General features: G+C 48.8%; 21 protein-coding genes. 5 read left to right on the top strand and 16 right to left on the bottom strand.

The window, feature by feature from the left end; genetic code table 11:
- Nucleotides 1-3: 3 nt before the first annotated feature.
- The 5 genes from HHX48_RS07905 to prmA all read right to left on the bottom strand — a co-directional run bounded on the left by HHX48_RS07905 (nt 4) and on the right by prmA (nt 5,081).
- Nucleotides 4-816: a class I SAM-dependent methyltransferase gene (locus HHX48_RS07905; protein WP_191023916.1), complete on the bottom strand. Its 813-nt coding sequence runs from the start codon at nt 814-816 to the stop codon at nt 4-6.
- Nucleotides 817-970: 154 nt separating this feature from the next.
- Nucleotides 971-2,569, bottom strand: a complete 1,599-nt coding sequence (gene purH / locus HHX48_RS07900) for a bifunctional phosphoribosylaminoimidazolecarboxamide formyltransferase/IMP cyclohydrolase (RefSeq protein WP_191023914.1) — start codon at nt 2,567-2,569, stop codon at nt 971-973.
- A gap of 84 nt (nt 2,570-2,653) precedes the next feature.
- Nucleotides 2,654-2,947, bottom strand: a complete 294-nt coding sequence (fis, locus tag HHX48_RS07895; protein ID WP_018982332.1) for a DNA-binding transcriptional regulator Fis — start codon at nt 2,945-2,947, stop codon at nt 2,654-2,656.
- Between the two features lie 31 nt (nt 2,948-2,978).
- A complete protein-coding gene (gene dusB, locus HHX48_RS07890; protein WP_191024263.1) occupies nt 2,979-3,977 on the bottom strand; it encodes a tRNA dihydrouridine synthase DusB in 999 nt (332 codons plus the stop codon).
- Nucleotides 3,978-4,199: 222 nt separating this feature from the next.
- Nucleotides 4,200-5,081 carry a 50S ribosomal protein L11 methyltransferase gene (prmA, locus tag HHX48_RS07885; protein WP_191023912.1) on the bottom strand — a complete coding sequence of 294 codons (882 nt, stop codon included), beginning with the start codon at nt 5,079-5,081 and terminating at the stop codon, nt 4,200-4,202.
- A 182-nt stretch (nt 5,082-5,263) separates the two neighbouring features.
- On the opposite strand from prmA, the gene HHX48_RS07880 reads away from it, so the two are divergent.
- Nucleotides 5,264-6,079 (top strand): substrate-binding periplasmic protein, encoded by an 816-nt coding sequence (locus tag HHX48_RS07880; protein ID WP_223858176.1) that lies wholly within the window; start codon nt 5,264-5,266, stop codon nt 6,077-6,079.
- A gap of 17 nt (nt 6,080-6,096) precedes the next feature.
- Here HHX48_RS07880 and HHX48_RS07875 read toward each other — a convergent pair whose 3' ends face one another.
- From HHX48_RS07875 to HHX48_RS07865, 3 genes are all read right to left on the bottom strand, one after another.
- Nucleotides 6,097-6,390: a high-potential iron-sulfur protein gene (locus HHX48_RS07875; RefSeq protein WP_191023908.1), complete on the bottom strand. Its 294-nt coding sequence runs from the start codon at nt 6,388-6,390 to the stop codon at nt 6,097-6,099.
- Nucleotides 6,391-6,616: 226 nt separating this feature from the next.
- Nucleotides 6,617-7,237: a flavin reductase family protein gene (locus HHX48_RS07870; RefSeq protein WP_191023906.1), complete on the bottom strand. Its 621-nt coding sequence runs from the start codon at nt 7,235-7,237 to the stop codon at nt 6,617-6,619.
- Nucleotides 7,230-7,421: a CPXCG motif-containing cysteine-rich protein gene (locus HHX48_RS07865; protein ID WP_139757691.1), complete on the bottom strand. Its 192-nt coding sequence runs from the start codon at nt 7,419-7,421 to the stop codon at nt 7,230-7,232. Before HHX48_RS07865 ends, HHX48_RS07870 begins: the two co-directional genes overlap by 8 nt.
- 99 nt (nt 7,422-7,520) lie before the next feature.
- Here HHX48_RS07865 and HHX48_RS07860 point away from each other — a divergent pair, with 99 nt between their 5' ends.
- From HHX48_RS07860 to HHX48_RS07850, 3 genes are all read left to right on the top strand, one after another.
- A complete protein-coding gene (locus tag HHX48_RS07860; RefSeq protein ID WP_191023904.1) occupies nt 7,521-7,814 on the top strand; it encodes a hypothetical protein in 294 nt (97 codons plus the stop codon).
- Between the two features lie 80 nt (nt 7,815-7,894).
- On the top strand, nt 7,895-10,030 hold the full coding sequence (locus HHX48_RS07855) for an exonuclease domain-containing protein (protein ID WP_191024261.1): 2,136 nt from the start codon (nt 7,895-7,897) through the stop codon (nt 10,028-10,030).
- 33 nt (nt 10,031-10,063) lie between these two features.
- The gene (locus HHX48_RS07850) at nt 10,064-10,330 is read left to right on the top strand and encodes a TIGR03643 family protein (RefSeq protein ID WP_191023902.1); all 267 of its coding nucleotides are present in this window, start codon (nt 10,064-10,066) and stop codon (nt 10,328-10,330) included.
- Nucleotides 10,331-10,332: 2 nt separating this feature from the next.
- Here HHX48_RS07850 and HHX48_RS07845 read toward each other — a convergent pair whose 3' ends face one another.
- From HHX48_RS07845 to cutA, 8 genes are all read right to left on the bottom strand, one after another.
- Nucleotides 10,333-10,785, bottom strand: a complete 453-nt coding sequence (locus HHX48_RS07845) for a hypothetical protein (protein WP_191023900.1) — start codon at nt 10,783-10,785, stop codon at nt 10,333-10,335.
- A 291-nt stretch (nt 10,786-11,076) separates the two neighbouring features.
- The gene (locus tag HHX48_RS07840) at nt 11,077-11,877 is read right to left on the bottom strand and encodes a bestrophin-like domain (RefSeq protein ID WP_191023898.1); all 801 of its coding nucleotides are present in this window, start codon (nt 11,875-11,877) and stop codon (nt 11,077-11,079) included.
- 275 nt (nt 11,878-12,152) lie between these two features.
- Nucleotides 12,153-13,496, bottom strand: coding sequence for an acetyl-CoA carboxylase biotin carboxylase subunit (gene accC / locus HHX48_RS07835; protein WP_191023896.1), 1,344 nt, complete (start codon nt 13,494-13,496; stop codon nt 12,153-12,155).
- Nucleotides 13,497-13,509: 13 nt separating this feature from the next.
- Nucleotides 13,510-13,977, bottom strand: coding sequence for an acetyl-CoA carboxylase biotin carboxyl carrier protein (gene accB / locus HHX48_RS07830; protein ID WP_191023894.1), 468 nt, complete (start codon nt 13,975-13,977; stop codon nt 13,510-13,512).
- Nucleotides 13,978-14,001: 24 nt separating this feature from the next.
- Nucleotides 14,002-14,433, bottom strand: a complete 432-nt coding sequence (gene aroQ, locus HHX48_RS07825) for a type II 3-dehydroquinate dehydratase (protein WP_191023892.1) — start codon at nt 14,431-14,433, stop codon at nt 14,002-14,004.
- A gap of 196 nt (nt 14,434-14,629) precedes the next feature.
- On the bottom strand, nt 14,630-15,412 hold the full coding sequence (locus HHX48_RS19050; RefSeq protein WP_191023890.1) for a M23 family metallopeptidase: 783 nt from the start codon (nt 15,410-15,412) through the stop codon (nt 14,630-14,632).
- Entirely contained in the window at nt 15,409-17,178 is a 1,770-nt protein-coding gene (locus tag HHX48_RS07815; protein ID WP_191023888.1) for a protein-disulfide reductase DsbD, read from the bottom strand. The genes HHX48_RS19050 and HHX48_RS07815 overlap by 4 nt, the downstream gene beginning before the upstream one ends.
- Before the next feature lie 4 nt (nt 17,179-17,182).
- Nucleotides 17,183-17,518: a divalent-cation tolerance protein CutA gene (gene cutA / locus HHX48_RS07810; RefSeq protein ID WP_223858173.1), complete on the bottom strand. Its 336-nt coding sequence runs from the start codon at nt 17,516-17,518 to the stop codon at nt 17,183-17,185.
- A gap of 183 nt (nt 17,519-17,701) precedes the next feature.
- On the opposite strand from cutA, the gene HHX48_RS07805 reads away from it, so the two are divergent.
- Complete coding sequence (locus tag HHX48_RS07805) at nt 17,702-18,208, top strand: FxsA family protein (RefSeq protein ID WP_191023886.1); 507 nt, start codon at nt 17,702-17,704, stop codon at nt 18,206-18,208.
- Nucleotides 18,209-18,385 lie beyond the last annotated feature (177 nt).

The following is an 18,385-nucleotide window of genomic DNA, read 5'->3' as shown; positions in this document are numbered from 1 at the left end:
TATTTATTTAGGTTTAACAAATTTGAGGGTCATACGATTGCTTTCGCCAATCGCCAGATACTTCTGTTGGTCTTCTTCACCCATCGCCAGTGTCGGAGGTAAGGTCCACACACCTTTAGGATGCTGCGCATTGTCCATTGGATTGGCATTAATGTCACTTTCTGCGTCCAGTTCAAAACCTGCCGCTTCTGCTGCCTCTACCACAAAAGACTGCTTCACATAGCCGCTTTTTTCCATCATGGCATCATCAGCAGATTCAGGCATTTTGTGATCAACCACACCTAACACACCACCTGGTTTAAGCGCTTTGTAGAAGGTTTTAAATGCCTGCTCAACGCCTTCCTGACCACTGTTCATGTACCAGTTGTGGACGTTGCGAAAGGTCAGAACCGCATCGGCACTGCCTGCTTCTGCGATATACATGGATTTGCCGGGGTGAAACGCCGTCAGTTCAACGTCGCTGTATACACCGCCATCTTTCATCTTACTTTTGAAGTTCTCAAGGGATTTTTTATAGTAATCGCGGGTATCTTCGTCGACATGAAAATGTGCTGCAATCAGTTTGCCGTTCTCGCCCACTACACCAGTCAGAATATCGGTATACCAACCGCCACCTGGCCAGATCTCAACCACTGTCATATCAGGCTCAATGCCAAAGAAGCGCAGTGTTTGCTGGGGGTTACGGTATTCATCCCGCACTGTCGCGTCAGCAGTACGATGGTCAGCTTTAATTGCGTCAGTAATTTCGTCTGCCAAAACAGGCTGAGTACTGAGCGCGAGCAAAGACGCGGCTACGAGTCGCAGTGTTGTTTTCATGGTTTTTCCTTAAATACATTTATGGTTAGGTGCCATGCCCGCAATTACTGCCTGTAGCGGACCATTAGGTAGAGTAACTTACTCTGGTAACGGAAAAAAGACAGTAGTGGGCCTTAAACCCACTACGCGTGCAAGACCAAAAATGTTTTAAAGGTTAGTGTTTAAAGTGACGCATGCCTGTAAACACCATGGCAATATCATGCTCGTCGGCGGCGGCGATGACTTCCTCATCACGCATTGAGCCGCCAGGCTGGATGACTGCCTTAATGCCTGCGCTGGCTGCCGCATCAATACCGTCTCTGAACGGGAAGAACGCATCTGAGGCCATTACAGAGCCAGCAACTTCCAGATTTTCATCTGCGGCTTTTATGCCGGCGATCTTGGCAGAGTACACGCGGCTCATCTGACCGGCGCCAACACCAATTGTCATACCATCCTTGCAATAAACGATAGCATTGGATTTTACGTATTTTGCCACTTTCCAGCAGAATAACAGGTCGCGTAACTCATCTTGTGTAGGTTGGCGTTTGGTAACAACGGTCAAATCGTCCATCTCCACCATACCAAAGTCGCGCTCCTGGACTAACAGGCCACCATTCACACGCTTAAAATCATACCCTTCGGTCAGCGTGCCATGCCAGTCACCGCAGGCAAGCAGACGCACGTTTTTCTTGGCAGCCACGATTTCCAGCGCCGCATCGTCTACCTCTGGGGCGATAATTACCTCAACAAACTGGCGGTCAATAATAGCTTTGGCCGTCGCTGCATCCAGGGTGCGGTTAAAGGCAATGATGCCACCAAATGCTGACGTAGGATCAGTCTTGAAGGCGCGGTCATAAGCTGCTTCTATATTTTCCCCGATGGCAACGCCGCATGGATTGGCATGCTTAACGATGACGCAGGCGGGTTCTTCAAACTCTTTTACGCACTCCAGCGCTGCATCGGTATCAGCGATATTGTTAAAGGATAGCGCTTTACCCTGTAGCTGACGGGCGGTTGCCACCGAGGCTTCCTGAATAGTGTTTTCAACGTAGAAAGCCGCTTCCTGATGACTGTTTTCACCGTAACGCAAATCCTGCTTTTTAGTCAGCTGCATATTGTAGGTACGCGGAAATTCACTGTGCTCGTGCTCGCAATCATCTTCGCATTCCATGCGGTCTATGCGTGCGCCAAAGTAGTTAGCAATCATGCCATCGTACTCGGCGGTATGCTCGAATGCTTTTATCGCCAGGTCGAAACGCGTTTCATAAGTCAGCGAGCCGTCGTTTGTATTCATCTGCTCTAACACACGGCCGTAATCGTCGGCGTTAACGACAATGGTCACATCTTTATGGTTTTTCGCGGCTGCACGCACCATAGTTGGTCCACCGATATCGATATTTTCGATGGCATCCTCTAATGTACAATCTTCGTTGGCAACAGTGGCCGCAAACGGATACAGGTTTACCACTACCAGATCGATAGGCGCAATCTCATTTTGTGCCATAACGCTTTCATCCTGACCACGTCGACCCAGAATGCCGCCATGAATTTTTGGATGTAGTGTTTTCACCCGGCCATCCATAATCTCAGGATGCCCTGTATGATCCGAGACTTCTTTAACCGGCAGGCCTGCCTGCATCAACAGTTTGGCTGTGCCGCCTGTGGAAAGCAGTTCTACGCCAGCCTGACTCAGGGCCTCTGCGAACTCAACAATACCGGTTTTATCCGAAACGCTTAACAGCGCGCGCTTGATAGGTTTGGGTGTTTGCATAGTGGTGTCTTTGCTACTTTTAAATCATTGAAACAAAAAGAGCACCGTTTTGAGGTGCTCTTCGGTGGGCCAGGCCCGTCTTTCTTAGTTCATGCCGTATTGCTTCAGCTTCTTGCGAAGTGTGCCACGGTTAATGCCCATCATGATGGCCGCGCGGGTTTGGTTGCCGCGGGTATAAGTCATGACTTCTTCCAGTAACGGCGCTTCAACTTCTGCCAGTACCAGTTCATAAAGATTATCGATGTTCGCGTTATCTAATTGCTTAAGATACTTATTTACAGCCTGCTTTACCGAGTCGCGCAGCGGCTTCTGAGCTTGAGTTTGAGAAGGTGTTGTTACTGTCGTAGTAAAAGGTGAAGTCACGTTTTGATCGAACATAATACATTCTTGCTCTATAAGTTAGTCATCATTATGCTGCAGGGGAAATCTGTCGGTTTTCCCGTTTCTGCAACGCTTGAAAATAATCGTCCAGGGCATCAAGCTGCAAATCAGCCTGCTCAATGCTGTTGAACGTTTTACGAAACTGACGTTCCTTATCATGCTCCGCGAGATACCAGCCAACGTGCTTTCGGGCTATACGAACGCCCGAAATATCGCCGTAAAAAGCATGCACATTGGCGACATGTTCATGCAACACCTGATGCTGTTCAGACAGCGGTGGTGCCTCCAGTGTTTCACCAGTTTCAAGAAAATGCTGGATTTGTTTAAAAATCCAGGGATTTCCCTGTGCACCACGGCCTATCATCACACCATCTGCTCCGGTGTAGTCCAGCACGTCCCGTGCTTTTTGGGCGCTGGTTATGTCTCCGTTAGCAATGACGGGAATAGAAATCGCCGCCTTTATCTTTCGGATCGTGTCATACTCAGCATAGCCCTTGTACATACAGGCGCGCGTTCTGCCGTGAACAGCCAGCGACTGAATGCCGTTTTGCTCTGCAATTTGTGCAATATCTACACCATTGCGATTGTCCGTATTCCAGCCAGTGCGAATTTTCAGCGTGACAGGGACATCTACCGCTGCCACAACTGCTTTTACAATAGATTCCACTAAATCGGGATATTGCAATAACGCTGAGCCAGCCAGCTTTTTATTCACTTTTTTTGCAGGACAGCCCATATTGATGTCAACAATCTGTGCGCCATTATCGACATTAAACCGGGCAGCCTGCGCCATGAGTTCAGGGTCGGCACCGGCGATCTGAACAGACCGGATGCCTTCCTCACCGCTATGATCCATGCGATGCATCGATTTAGCGGTATTCCATACTTTAGGATTGCTCGATAGCATTTCAGAAACCACCAGACCTGCGCCCATTCGACGACACAACTGTCGGAATGGCCTGTCGGTGACGCCTGCCATCGGCGCTAACATCAAATTGTTATCCAACTGATAAGGACCAATCTGCATCATTAACAATCCAAAATTGAATGGAATTTGAACACTTGGCTAAAACGGGGCGCTAAGTTTACGCATTTTGACCACCCTTGAAAAGGCTAAAATTCACACAAAATTTATCGCTGAGGGCTTGACAGATTTCGTCGGATTTGCGTTGAAGCCCCTGACTGGCAAGGGTTAAGTGCTGATTGCGCCGCGATTGCTCACGACGCTTTTTCTAACCAGGCCAAGCAGTTAAGCGTACTTCGTCCCGCTCACTCTGGCCCAGTCGCCGTCAATTTGACTGGCCTCAAGACGAAAATCAGACTGGTAAGCGCTTTCAATTTTTTCCACCTGCTCTGCCAGAATTCCTGACAGGACGAGCTTTCCACCGGGTTTACAGAAGGCAGAAATCACCGATTGCAGTTCCAGGAGCGGACCGGAAAGTATGTTTGCGGTGACAAAATCGGCTTCAAGCGAGGGTTGTTCGTGCGGTAAATATACCTCCAGACGGTCTGAGACATTGTTGCGTCTGGCATTTTCTTCGCTGGCCTGTAACGCCTGCGGGTCGATATCAATGCCTATCACACGTTTTGCGCCTAACTTCAGTGCTGCCAGTGCCAGAATGCCGGAACCACAACCAAAATCGACAACCGTTTTGTTGCTCAGGTCCTGACTGTCCAGCCAGCGCAGACACAAGGCGGTGGTTGGATGCGTGCCGGTACCGAAGGCAAGACCCGGATCCAACATAACGTTGACAGCGTCTTTATCCGGCACTTCCCGCCAGCTAGGGCAAATCCACAGACGATCGCCAAACTGCATGGGATGAAAGTTATCCATCCATTCTCTTTCCCAGTCCTTATCTTCAAGTGGATCTAACTTATAGGTGAAGTCAGGCCCGAGAATTTTGGACTTTGCCAGCCTGTTCAACACACCTTTCATATCGTGGGTTGCATCAAACAAGCCCACGACCTGGGTGTCCGGCCATAACATCGTTTCACCCGGCTTGGGCTCATACATGGGCGTGTCTTTGGCATCTAAAAAAGTAACGGCTTGTGCGCCATTTGCTGACAGCATTGTTCCAACCTGCTCAGCATAATCTGCGCTGGTTTCTATGCGTAGCTGTAACCAGGCCATAATTATTCCTGTGGATCAGTATTTGGGCGTATAATAACAGGTCAGCGCCCCCGCTAAGCAAATCAATTTACCTGAGTATGGGGACAGGGCTTTATTAATTGCTGCAACCCTGATACAACGTATATTTTTACGCCGCCTCAAAAGGTCTTATCAGCATTATTATGTTCAGGTTTCTGCTTTTAATGCTTCTGCTCATCAGCGTCCCACTTCAGGCTCGCCAGATCGATGTGGTGGCGGGTTGGAACAAGCCTCCCTATATTGTAACCAGCGATAATTCAGGGTTTGAAATAGAGCTTACCAGGAAAATCCTCGCGCGCCTGGGGCATACGCTCAATCCGGTTTATGTGCCTTTTGGCAGAACGCTTCGTCAGCTTAAAAACGGGCGAGCTGATATTGTTTTAACGGTGAATATTTCTCATGAAATAAGTGCTGAATATCTCACAGATGAATATGTGACCTATCAAAACTCGGCAATCTCATTGGCATCAAGACAACTCGAGTTACGCTCAGTTAACGATTTGAAAGATTATACAATACTGGCCTTTCAAACGGCGCGCCGCGTGTTAGGGGCCGATTTTGCTAAAGCGACGGGGGAGCATCGTGGTTACCTGGAAATTGCTGATCAGGGGCGGCAAGTCAGAATGCTGTTACTGGGCAGTGTGGATGTGGCAGTGATGGACCGGAATATTTTTTCCTGGTTGCGTAGTCAGTTACCGCCGGCTCAGCAAAAAGATGTGCGTATCCACAACTTATTTAAACACACCGCTTATCGGGCTGCCATAGCAGACAAAACGCTCAGAGAAGGCTTTAACAGAGAACTTAAAGCGATGATGAAAGAAGGGCAGTATCAGGCGCTGGCTGACAAGTATCGTTTAGCGATCACGCCAGCTTCCGGAGATTACAGTCATAAAGCCAGCTCACTATTTCCGGGGACAGCAGAAGGTGACGATGAGCCGGTTTCTGCAAACATGCTCATCAGACAACAACGGTCAAACTGAAGCAGCTGGCTGAAAGATTAGCCGGGACGCTTGACCCACGCGCTGCACCAACCATCTACATTAACCAGTTTACCGGGGAAGATGGCACAGGGGCGTTCACTTTTTCCCTCATCTCCCTGAATGTACATGCAGTTTCCACACATTGACCCATCAACCGAAGATTTCGGCGTATAGTTCAACGCCTTGGCCGTGGGGTCGTCTTTTTTCAGCAGCTCCTGAGCATTTGCCCTAAGCGCTATGCCGCCCAACGTCATACCAATCAGCGAGGTGCCTGCCATGCGTAAAAAGTCACGACGATTAACACTTTTCATCTGGTTACTCCGGTTAACGAAAATGAAAATGATTCGTTTTTATCTTATGCGATAAACACAAAAACCTGCCCCTAAGGGCAGGTTTTCAGTGTGCGTCACTTGCGCAAGGACCAATACCTGTGCAATAACGCCGTCATTAGTTTCATAATCAGTGTACGCCCATTTTAATAAAAATGCAGGTGTTTTTATTAAGCTTGGGGTTTACCGCTTAAAAACGACTCAATGCCTAGGGTTTAGCGTACGGATAGCGTTCGATTTTCCGGATAGCATGGTAAGTATCCAACCCCGTTACTGCTGCTACGTTTAATGTATCTAAATCTACCTGACCCGCCGACGTAATCGCGCTTTGGTCAATCCAGACGGCGGTAATTTCACCTATCACCAGTTGCGTATCATTCAGCTTGATGGGAACAATCTCGGCCAGCTTCATAGCCAATTTCACCGGACTACTTTGAACAAACGGAGCGTCAAAATCATCGGCGTACCAAGGGGGAAACCCAGCGGCTTCAAACTCACTGACTTCAGAAGGATAGCGGGCGGAAGTCTGGTGCGCTGCCTGGGTCTGATGTGCGCCGACATGATTGATCGTATAGATACCGGTATGCTGAATATTTTCCAGCGTATCTCTGGTAACGGTGTGGGGGCGCATAATCATTCCCAACAGCGGCGGATGTGCGCCTATGTGCACCACCGATGACACGATAGCGAGGTTTTCCAAATATCCACGGCGCTTGCAGGTACCAATCAGATTCGCGCTTTTCACACCGGACAAACTATTGATGAAGGCAGCGCGAAAACGCTTCTCCATCTGCTCAATATCTTTGCCGGTGATGCAACGTTCAGTCATTTTCGCGCTGAACCTCAACGGACAGTGTGTCGCCCTGTCCATGTACTGTCATCTCAATAGGCTGACAACAGACCTGGCAATCAACAACCTGCATATGGCCGGAGTCATTGATCTCATCAATTTCAACCTCATTGGGTTCCATACAGTACGGACAGTGAAATGTGGCGGGTGTAGCTAAACTCATAATTATCCTTTGCGATGCCGGTTATCGGGCTTGTTAAATACGGATCGTTTACGGCGATGGATTGGTATACATACCAGGGGACCGTAAACGGGAGACGGTATGAGTAAACGACTGGCAACTGGCTACTGCCCGCTGTGCCATCGCTACACACGGCTAACTTTTCACCATCTAATTCCTAAAAAAATGCATCGCAGAAACTATTTCAAAAAGCACTTCTCAAAGGCAGAGCTAAATAACGGAATTGCTGTTTGCCGCAAGTGCCATGACGGGATCCACCGCTTTTATTCAGAGATGGAGCTGGCAAAGGAATTAAATACTCTCACCCGGTTAAAGGAGGATGAAAAGCTGGCGCGACACTTCGAGTGGGTCGCTAAGCAGACCATACAACTTTAGCGTTAATTTTGACTGCATTGATTGAGAAAGTATCTGTATAAATATACACTGTCAGCGTGTCCAAATGCTGTGTTGTGATGATGCGAAAAACCCTTCCTGAGCGCTATTACCTTGACCACTTTCATGAATTTTTGCGTTTTTTTGATGGAGAAAGCGCCGGCTTACTATGTGAGTCGAGCCGTGCGTTCATCAACGCATTCAGAGAACTGGATGACAACAAGCAATGTATCGTCGCCAGAGCTGCCAATCGCAAATATGCACTGATAAACCGGACGCACTTTAATTATGAAGAGATTTTTCAGCCGCAGCAGCAATTGACAGAACTGGAAGAGGACGGCTGGTTTGCGCCAGCGGAAAATGTCTCGGTTCAGGATTTTGCTGGTGTGGTAACAAAAAATGATTTGCTGGCCTATCTGGCCGCCTATCCGGTATCTCAGCGGCTTAATCATTTGAAAAAAGCAGAGCTGGTTACCTTATTGTTTGCGCAGATTAATCAGTATGGCTGGCCACAGACACTGCCTCAGACTGACTATTTGCTTAAAACCTTCGAGCCCAGTCTGCGTTATTTGCTGTTTCTGTATTTTGGCAACACAAAGGGCCGCCTCAATCAATTTTCCATGCGTGACCTGGGTGTGATGCGCACTCGCTCGGACGCGACAAGCACGCAGGCGCGATTTGCCACGCTTGAGGATGCCCAGGCGGCGTTTTATTTTGCCAGTGCGTTGGATGAAATGCCTTACTGGCAGGGTGAAAAACTGGTACAGATGGCGAACGATGACTGGCCTGAAACAAGCTCGGTTGCCAGTGAAACGTACGCTGAAAAATACCTCTTTAAATTGGGCTCTCGCTTGCTGCCTGCCGATCGACACCTGGCCTTGAAGGTATTGAAGCTGGCGCCAGGGGATGCTGCACGTGAAAAATGGATACGAGAGATATTCAAAGAAGATAAAACACTGGCTAAATCAGCGCTTGAAGCAGTAATAGACAATCCATCTTCTGACTCTCAACTGGCTTTTGCTGAAGATTTTTACGCCCGGAAGTTTCATAAAAAACGCACCGGCGCGCTCACTGATATGCTGCGAAACTCGAGCAAAATACTTCAACTTGATATCAGCCAAAATCAGCATGTGGAGCGAGGCGTCATTGCCTGGTACAAGCGCCATAATGTTACGGCGTGGCGAACAGAAAACCGGTTATGGCGAACATTGTTTGGTCTGACGTTCTGGACACAATTGTTTGAGCAGGACCAATTGGTCACCGAATTTGATCGAAGACCGCAGAGTCTCAGGTATAACCGTTTTTACGACACCTTTTCTGAGTCTATAGACAGGCTGCTGGATAGCCTTAAAACGCCTGATGCGTTGCTTCAGCATGTAACCAAACAGGCCGCTACCCACTATGGTAAGGTCAACAGTGTATTTATGTGGCGGGCCAATCAGCTGGATACCGTAAAAGCGTTGCTTGAGCATGGTCCGTTTGAGTCAGTTAAAAAGCTGCTGAAAATGATGGCACAGGATTATGCCGGCCTATCTGATGGTTTTCCCGATATTATGGTGCTTGAGAATGATCAGCTTCGGTTTGAAGAGATCAAAGCCCCCGGGGATGTATTGCGTCGTAATCAGCTGGTGTCTGTTCAGCGTTTGCAGCGCGCTGGTTTCACTGTTCATATCACGCAGGTAGACTGGTTTTCTGATCCTCAACAGCCTTATGTGGTGGTGGATATAGAAACCACCGGCGGCAATAACGGCTATCATCGCATCACTGAAATCGGCATGGTGAAAATGGTCGGCGGGGAAATAGTGGATAGCTGGCAGTCGCTACTTCAGCCACAACGGCATATTCCCTCATCAATCACCCGGCTTACCGGCATTTCCAACGAGATGGTGGCCGAGGCCCCGCTGTTTAGTGACATCGCCGATGAGGTTGATACGTTCACGGAAGATTGTGTCTTTGTGGCGCACAACGTGAATTTCGATTACGGCTTCATTAAGCAGGAATTTGCGCGCTTAGAGCGCGACTTTAAACGTCCGAAGCTGTGTACAGTGGTACAAATGCGCCGAACCTATCCTGGTCTGCCATCCTACTCGCTGGCTTCACTGACTCATCACTTCGGTATTTCGATGGCACAGCATCACCGGGCGATGTCAGATGCGCGCGCAGCAGCAGAACTGTTAAATCTTATCCATGAACGCACTTTCGCCTCGCAAAACAAGTAAACTACAACGGCTTGTTTTGAATGGAGTTGCGGTATGAATGATACGCTTGACGACGTCATGCGCTCTCGCATTATTGAGATGGCGTGGGAAGACAGAACACCCTTTGATATTATCGAAAGTCGCTTTGGATACAGTGAAAAAGACGTCATCCGCTTAATGCGTCGTTCCTTAAATCGTCGCGCGTTTGAAAACTGGCGTGCACGGGTATCTGGCAGAAAAACCAAGCACGCTGCACTGCGTTCCGACAAGATCACCCGGGGGTATTGTCGCTCACAGTATAAGCCGCAGGGCGCGGGGTAGGTTTACTTATCTTTAGGGAAACGGTTACGGTTGTCCACAATGGCGGGTAACATCAGGGAAGTAATTTGCTGACGCCAGGGCGTGGGAAAGATACGTGTCTTTTGGCTTGCCATGATACGTTGAGTTTGCTCAATAATGTCCAGCATAGTCCGATAACGGCAATCATTTTGTGTAATGTAGTCGACGTCGCTAAGAATTTTATCAAGTAGGTCAGAAGCTGCGGTATGGCTGTTTTGACGCAGGTAGCCAATAATCTCTCGTCGGACATAGGCCTCCCACTCGGCGCGGTAACTGTCTGAAATCCGCTCAGGAAAGTGCTGCAAATCCGCAATATCTTGCTCAAGGTTACTGATATCTTGTTTTTTATCAAAGAGAAGCCGGAGTGCGAAAAGCACATCAAGCGAAAGCCGCTCAATGGGCAGTTGTTGTTTTAGCTGGCTGACAGTGTTTGTCATATTTTTTGTTTCACACTGGACAGTTGTCTGCGACAACGTACATCAAAATTAAAAAAACGTAACCGGACGTCATGAACTCCTGTCAAAGGCGCCCCGTAACTAATGATGCACTGTAATAGTGTGTACGCGTTCTTGCTACTTGGCCCGTCATCTTGGCGGGCCTTTTTTTTAGCCTTTTTCTTATATCTGTCGGCATTTGAAATAGTAAACGCTCGAAATACTCAACAAGATCAGTATATAAAATCGTGTCTTGCCAGCAGTCTTGCAGTAAAAGTCGATGAATAAAAACGATTACTGTGAAGATGACGTTGAGGGTGAAATTTGTTGCTGCAAGTCGATCAGAGGTTGCTGACTGACTTTTAAAAAGCCGCCCTGCGGACGGTCAAGGTCAATAATCAGTGTGATTACGGCTGCAAGTACGCCAATAAGAACAATTGCGGTCACTGGACTACGTCGTCGGGTCAATCCGGCATTATAGCCCACCATGCCCATTGTCAGCATGGAGCCTAACAGCAGCAAAATAACGATGGTCGCCGGTACGCGTGAGTAAATACCGGCAGCAATGCGTGTTTCGTGTAAATCAATAGTGTCGTTTAGCGATTCAATATATAAGGCGAGAACCGGCGAGTGTGGGTTATTTTTGGCAAGCTGCTCTGCGGTACGCCAAAGCTCTTCATGCAGCACAACAGATTGTGCAATTCTGCTGCTCACCTCATCGGTGTCGCCTGAACCTGTACGCAGTAAAACGTACTCTTCGATAAACTTACGTGAAAGCAGAGCTTCTTTTTCTGGCAGGTATCCGGCGCGCAAATAGGTTGTGCCGATGGAGTTGGCTTCTTCTAAAACCAGCGCATGACGCTTATGAAATCGATCAGATGCCATACCCATCGTAATTGCCAGCAAAAACGCCATCAGCGACAGCAAAGAGCCTACTATCATGCCTGTCGGCCCCTCTTTTTCCTCCGGGGTGCGCTCCTGCCACCATCTGCCGTAGCGATATCCCAATTCAAACACCAGCAGCGCAATGAGTGTGATAACAATAAAGATAGCAATAATAGTCAGTGAATCAGTAAGTTGCTGGAATCTGTTCATTGGCGGGCTCAGCAAACAATACGGTATATACAGGGTGAGACGTTGAGAAAAGAGTCAGCCAGCCGCAGCGAACCGGGGTAGAAAATGCTGCTGAAACGGTATGTCATAAGGGTGTCCTAATCTGCTCAAAAATGTGTGAACACAGACAAACACCGTTCTCACTATAAGTGTATCACTTAAAAAAAGAAGTGCGCTTTTTTGTCGTTGGTAGCATGTTGGTAAAAATATAAAAAGAGCCCGCTTTCACAAGCGGGCTTTTTAGAAGGTAGCATGATTCAGGATATACCCAGTTTCTTTTCCAGATAGTGGATATTAGTACCACCTGCGAAAAAGTTTTCATCCGCCATGATTGAACGCTGCAACGGAATATTGGTTTTTATGCCATCGATTACCAGCTCGTCCAGTGCATGACGCATACGGGCAATGGCCTCGTCCCGGCTCTCGCCATAGGTAATGAGTTTGCCAATCATTGAGTCATAAAATGGCGGGACTGAGTAACCGGCATATATATGTGATTCCCAGCGTACGCCCAAACCGCCCGGTGAATGAAACATGTTGATGTTTCCGGGGCTGGGGATAAACGTTTGCGGATCTTCAGCGTTAATTCGACATTCAATAGCATGTCCGCGGATTTGAATCTGGGACTGGTCTATCGACAGTGGCTGACCGGCGGCGATACGCAACTGCTCCTTGATTAAATCCACTCCGGTGATCATTTCTGAAACCGGGTGCTCAACCTGAATACGGGTGTTCATTTCAATGAAGTAGAACTCGCCGTTTTCATACAAAAACTCAAATGTACCAGCCCCGCGGTAGTTGATCTCGACACAGGCGCGACGACAACGGTCACCAATTTTGCTGCGCATTTGCTCAGAAATACCCGGAGCCGGCGCTTCCTCAACCACTTTCTGGTGACGACGCTGCATTGAGCAGTCGCGCTCACCCAGGTGAATAGCGTTGCCCTGGCCATCAGCCAGTACCTGAATTTCGACATGGCGAGGGTTTTCCAGGAATTTTTCCATGTATACTGTCGCATTACCGAAGGCAGCACCCGCTTCAGCCTGAGTCGTCTCGATGGCAGAAATCAGCTCAGACTCTTTTCTTACCACGCGCATACCACGACCACCACCGCCGCCGGCAGCTTTAACGATGATCGGGTAGCCAATACGCTTGGCAATACTCTTATTTTTGTCTTCGTCATCGGTCAGCGGACCGTCAGAGCCGGGTACACAAGGAACGCCGGCTTTTCTCATGGCATTAATAGCAGAAACTTTATCGCCCATTAGATTGATCGTCTCGGCTGTAGGACCGACAAAGATAAATCCGCTTTTTTCTACCGCTTCGGCGAATTCGGCATTTTCAGCTAAAAACCCATAACCCGGGTGAATCGCTATTGAGTTTGTGACCTCTGCCGCCGCGATAATGCGGGGAATATTCAGATAACTTTCCGTTGCAGATGCGCCACCGATACAAATCGACTCATCGGCGAGTAACACGTGTTTTAAATTTTTGTCTGCGGTGGAGTGCACCGCGACCGTTTTGATGCCCAGTTCTTTACAGGCACGCAAAATCCGAAGCGCGATTTCACCGCGATTTGCGATTAATACTTTATCTAACATTTGGCTGGCCTGCTTATTCGATGATGAACAGAGGTTGCTCGTACTCAACCGGCTCCTGATTCTCTACCAGAATGGCCTTCACCACACCGGCTTTATCAGCTTCAATCTGGTTCATCATTTTCATGGCCTCAATAATACACAGCGTATCACCGACGTTAACGGTCTGACCGACCTCTGCAAAAGGTTTTGCGGTTGGCGAAGACGCGCGATAGAAAGTACCAACCATCGGCGATTTCACCTGATGACCGGGCAGAACATCATCTGCGGCGTCCTGAGCAGGAGCGGCAGGCGCAGCAGGTGGCGCACTTGCCGGCGCTTGTTGCGGAGCCGGTGCAGCTGGTAATGTGTAGCTTAACGGCGCTGCGTTGGCGCTGGGTCCGCGGTGAATACGTACGGACTCTTCACCTTCAGTAATTTCAAGTTCAGCGATGCCAGATTCTTCGACAAGCTCAATGAGCTTTTTGATTTTTCTAATATCCATGTTCTGTCTCTGTTTTAATAATCTTTAAGTGTGAGATTGGTGCAATGCGGTAAGCGCCAGGTGATACCCCTGCGCGCCCAGGCCGGCAATCACACCTTGCGCAATGTCTGAAAAATAAGAGTGCTGCCGAAACGGCTCGCGTGCATGAATATTGGAAAGATGCACTTCGATAAACGGAATGCTGACACTCAACAGAGCGTCACGAAGCGCAATGCTGGTGTGCGTAAATGCCCCGGGATTAAAAATAATCGCGTCAGTATTACCCATCGCGTCATGGATACGGTCAATCAGCGCATGCTCAGCGTTCGACTGAAAATGCGATAACGATACAGACAACGCCGCTGCATCTGACTGCAGTGCCTCTACAATCTGTTCCAGCGTTTGCTGGCCATATTTGTCTGGTTCACGTTTTCCCAACATATTCAGGTTGGGGCCGTTCAATAACAAAATATCCATTAAAATGCTGCTATCTTTCCAAAACTAACCTGATAAAACCCATATAAGCAGAATTTGCAAAGGGTTGCACGAAAAAAAGCCAGTTTTAGGTATGCTCTTATTTACTTATGGCTGATTATAGAGAATGTTGTGTGTTTCGCAGCAAAATACTGGTCTAATCAGGTAACTTGCTGACAAGTTTGCTCGTCCGATAAACTTAGTTGGGCAAATTTTTATCACTTGAGGCAAAGGTAAAGGGAATCGTTTGATGGCGGCCTTTCGCGGTTATATGGTACACCGCGAAATGCAGGTGAGGCGTGGTCGAAAAGCCAGTGTTGCCGGAATAACCGATTACATCACCCGCCTTGACGGTTTTCCCCAGTGAGGTTGCAACACCGTGCTTTTTCAGGTGGTAATATTCCCCGACCGTATTATCAGCATGCAGGATGGCAATAAAGTTAGCGTCATCTGCAAATGACTCATCCGGCCCACCCGTCTCACTGCTGGCTTTAATATCAATAACCTGTCCGCCGCGTGCTGCATGAACGGGGGTGCCCACAGGCGCCGCAATATCTACGGCATATCTGGAGGCGCCCGTGTGTGAAAACGCACCGCCAAAACCCTGAACAATAGTGAAGTCTTCTGCCGGTTTGAGGGGGAACTGATAGCGCACCGTATCATCATGTTGCGCATTCAACGTGCCCGGTGTCCACAATACCCGCATACTGTGCCAGAAATGACCGACTCCCGAAGTGGTACCAATGATGACAGGTTCATCCTGTGTCAGCGCCACCGTAACCGGGCTTGCAGTAACACCCCGGGTCAGTGTGACCACCACTGGGTGAGGACGGGTGCGCTGCACTGAGACCTCTGCGCTGTCTTCATCAACGGTAAAACAAAACCAGTTTGCAAAACAGGCCGGTGTGGCGGCGTGTGCTGTAAATGAGAGCGAGCACAGTGCGCTTAACAGTGCAATTACCAGCCTGTTTACTGTCTTCACACGTCAGGCTCTCCGAGTGTTTGTCTGACATGTTCTGCGAATGTCTCGCCGCTCATGAATCCTGCAACGCGCGCCTGCGTCAGTTCATTACCCGAGGTATCAAAAAACAAAATGGTCGGCAGCCCTAATACCTCGTACCGACGCATAAAAGCGATATCCTCGGCGTTTTGTGCGGTCAGATCGATTTGCACCATGACAGTATTTGACAGGGCGTCAACCACCTCTGGATGAGGAAAGGTATATCTTTCAAACTCTTTACAGGCGACACACCAGTCAGCATACAGATCCACCATGACCGACTTACCCTGTTTGCTGGCCTGCGCCACCTGAGATTCCAGTTCCTGTACATTGGTGACCTGCACAAACTCAGGGTGCGATTCCAGTGCCGTGGTGGTGCTGAAAAACGTGTGATAAACGAGCATCGCACTACTGAACAGGCCGGCGAAAATAATGAAGGTACGCACGCCTTTGCCAAAGCTGGCACGGGTGGTAGCGTTGATGACCCAGAAATAACTGAATAGGGATAACCCAAGTACCGCCCACAACAATACTGACAGCGTTGAGGACCACAGACGTTCAATAAATACAATGGCGACCGCCAGCATCATAAAGCCGAACGTCACCTTGACCACATTCATCCAGTTACCTGCTTTAGGCAGAAGTTTGCCACCTGTTACACCAAAAGCAATAAGGGGTATACCCATACCCAGGCTTAAAACATACAGCGAAATAAAGCCTAAAAACACGTCGCCGCTTTGCGCAATAAACAGCAGGATGCCTGTTAACGGTGCGGTGGTGCAGGGCGAGGCAATTAAGCCTGAAAGAGCGCCCATGATAAACACGCCGGCAAGGGTGCCACCGCGTTGGCGAGTGCTTAGGGAATTAAGACGGGTTTGCCAACTGGAGGGCAGCTGCAGATTAATAGCGCCGAACATCGCCAATGCCAGAAACACAAATATACCGATAAACAGCCACAAGATGACAGGGTGCTGAAGAGCTGCCTGAAACTGGACGCCCGCTAATGCCACGACAATGCCCAGCAGTGAGTAGGTCAATGCCATACCCTGAATATACACCAGACTCAGCCACAAACTGTTGCCCAGCGTCGCCTGCTTGCCTTGTCCGACAATAATGCCAGACAGGATCGGATACATGGGAAACACACAGGGCGTAAACGCCAGACCAATTCCCAGCACCAGAAAGATACCTAGCGTCAGCCACAGGTTATCATCATCGGCTAATCGGTCAGCCAGATCAAACTGTGAGGATGCCCGTGAGGATTGCGAGTTTGCAGGTGAAGTGGTTTCACCGACGGCCTCCAGATATAAGGTTTTTATTTGCGGCGGATAACAAAAACCGGCGTCGGCACAGCCCTGAAATCTCAGTTTCACTGCAGCATCTGACGGGGCGCGTTGGATAGGGACACGCAGTGTCACTTCATCGTAGTACACCTGCGTAAGGCCGAAGAACTCATCTTGCTTGTCTTTACCATCGGGTAGTTCAGGTTCGCCCAATTGCGCCTGCGAGGAAGTAACGGAGAACTGATGCTTATAAAGGTAGTAACCTGGCTCAATAGCAAAGGTGATCTGTAACACATCATCCTGCTGCCTGAAATCGAACTGAAAGGCTTGCTCTACCGGCAGAAACTCAGGCTCATCGCTGAACGGATCAGAGAATGACTGATCGGGAATTTGTGCCTGCGCATTGCTAAAAAGCAAGGCAAAAAAGCACAGCATTATCACGCTGACTGCGCGCGCTGCATTCATACATCTACTCCATAATTTTATTCAGGCCGGTTTGCTCAGCGACCCAGCTGCCGTACTCTTCACTGGCAGTGACATCATTGATCACTACCCATTCGGGAACATCGTATGGGTGTATTTCACTGACACAGGCAAAAGCCTCATCCACAACGTGGCGTGCTGTTTTAATCAGTAACTGACACTCATTATCCACCTCCACCTTGCCTTTCCACGCATAGGTAGCAGTAACACCGGGAAACTGCTTTACACAGGCTGCCAGTTGCTTTTCCACCAACGCCGATGCGATTTTTTGCGCAGTCTGGGCGTCGGGCGTCGTAGTAAATACAAGACAAAGTGACATCATGTTCTCCCTGTTGACCGGATCTGATAGCGTATTCTTACAAAATATAATGCGCAGAAGCGAACAAATCGTCAAAAAATACGGTTATTTAGCGTTTGTGGACAGTTATCTGGCAAGATAGTGCTTGAGTTAATACCCCATCACCCAAACTTACTTTGCGTAGGTTATTAATTACGAGGAAGCGATTTGCGAGTCTTATTTTTATTATTTGCCATCATGCCAATTATCGAGATTGCCCTGCTGGTGCAGGTCGGTGGAATTATTGGTGGGTGGAATACCATTGCGCTGGTGATCCTGACTGCACTTATCGGTTCTTATATGGTGCGTCGCGAAGGGCTGGCAACACTGCAGACCGCACAGGCAAAAATGCAGCGCAATGAAATACCTGGCAACGAGATCGTTCAGGGGCTGATGCTGGTTATTGCCGGCGTGCTGCTGGTTACACCCGGGTTCGTGACGGATATTCTGGGCCTGCTGTTTGTCATGCCGGGATCGCGCCAATACCTTGCCCGCAACATCAGCAAACATATGAAAGCGCGTGTTGTCACATCGTCCACATTCACATCCGGACAAAGCCCGTTTTCACAGCACGGCGATCCCTTCAAAGGCCCCGCTAAAGATGAAAACGGCGATATTATCGAAGGTGAATACACCGACAAATCGGAGAATGACGAGACGAATCGCCTGCGGTAAAGCAAAAATCCTTTTTTGTTATCACTGCTTAGCAAACAAACAGCGCGATAGTAAAAAAATTTAAATTTTTTTCGGTTTCTGCCCTTGAGTTTGTTTCGCGACTCCCCCATTTATCCTCGCAGTATCGAGTTTGAGGCGGCCAGCAGGCGGCCTCTTTTATGTAGAGACGTTCACGGG

This window comes from Salinimonas profundi, from assembly GCF_014750655.1.
Taxonomy (GTDB): Bacteria; Pseudomonadota; Gammaproteobacteria; order Enterobacterales; family Alteromonadaceae; genus Alteromonas; species Alteromonas profundi_A.
This window is presented reverse-complemented; position numbering and strand designations above follow the sequence as displayed.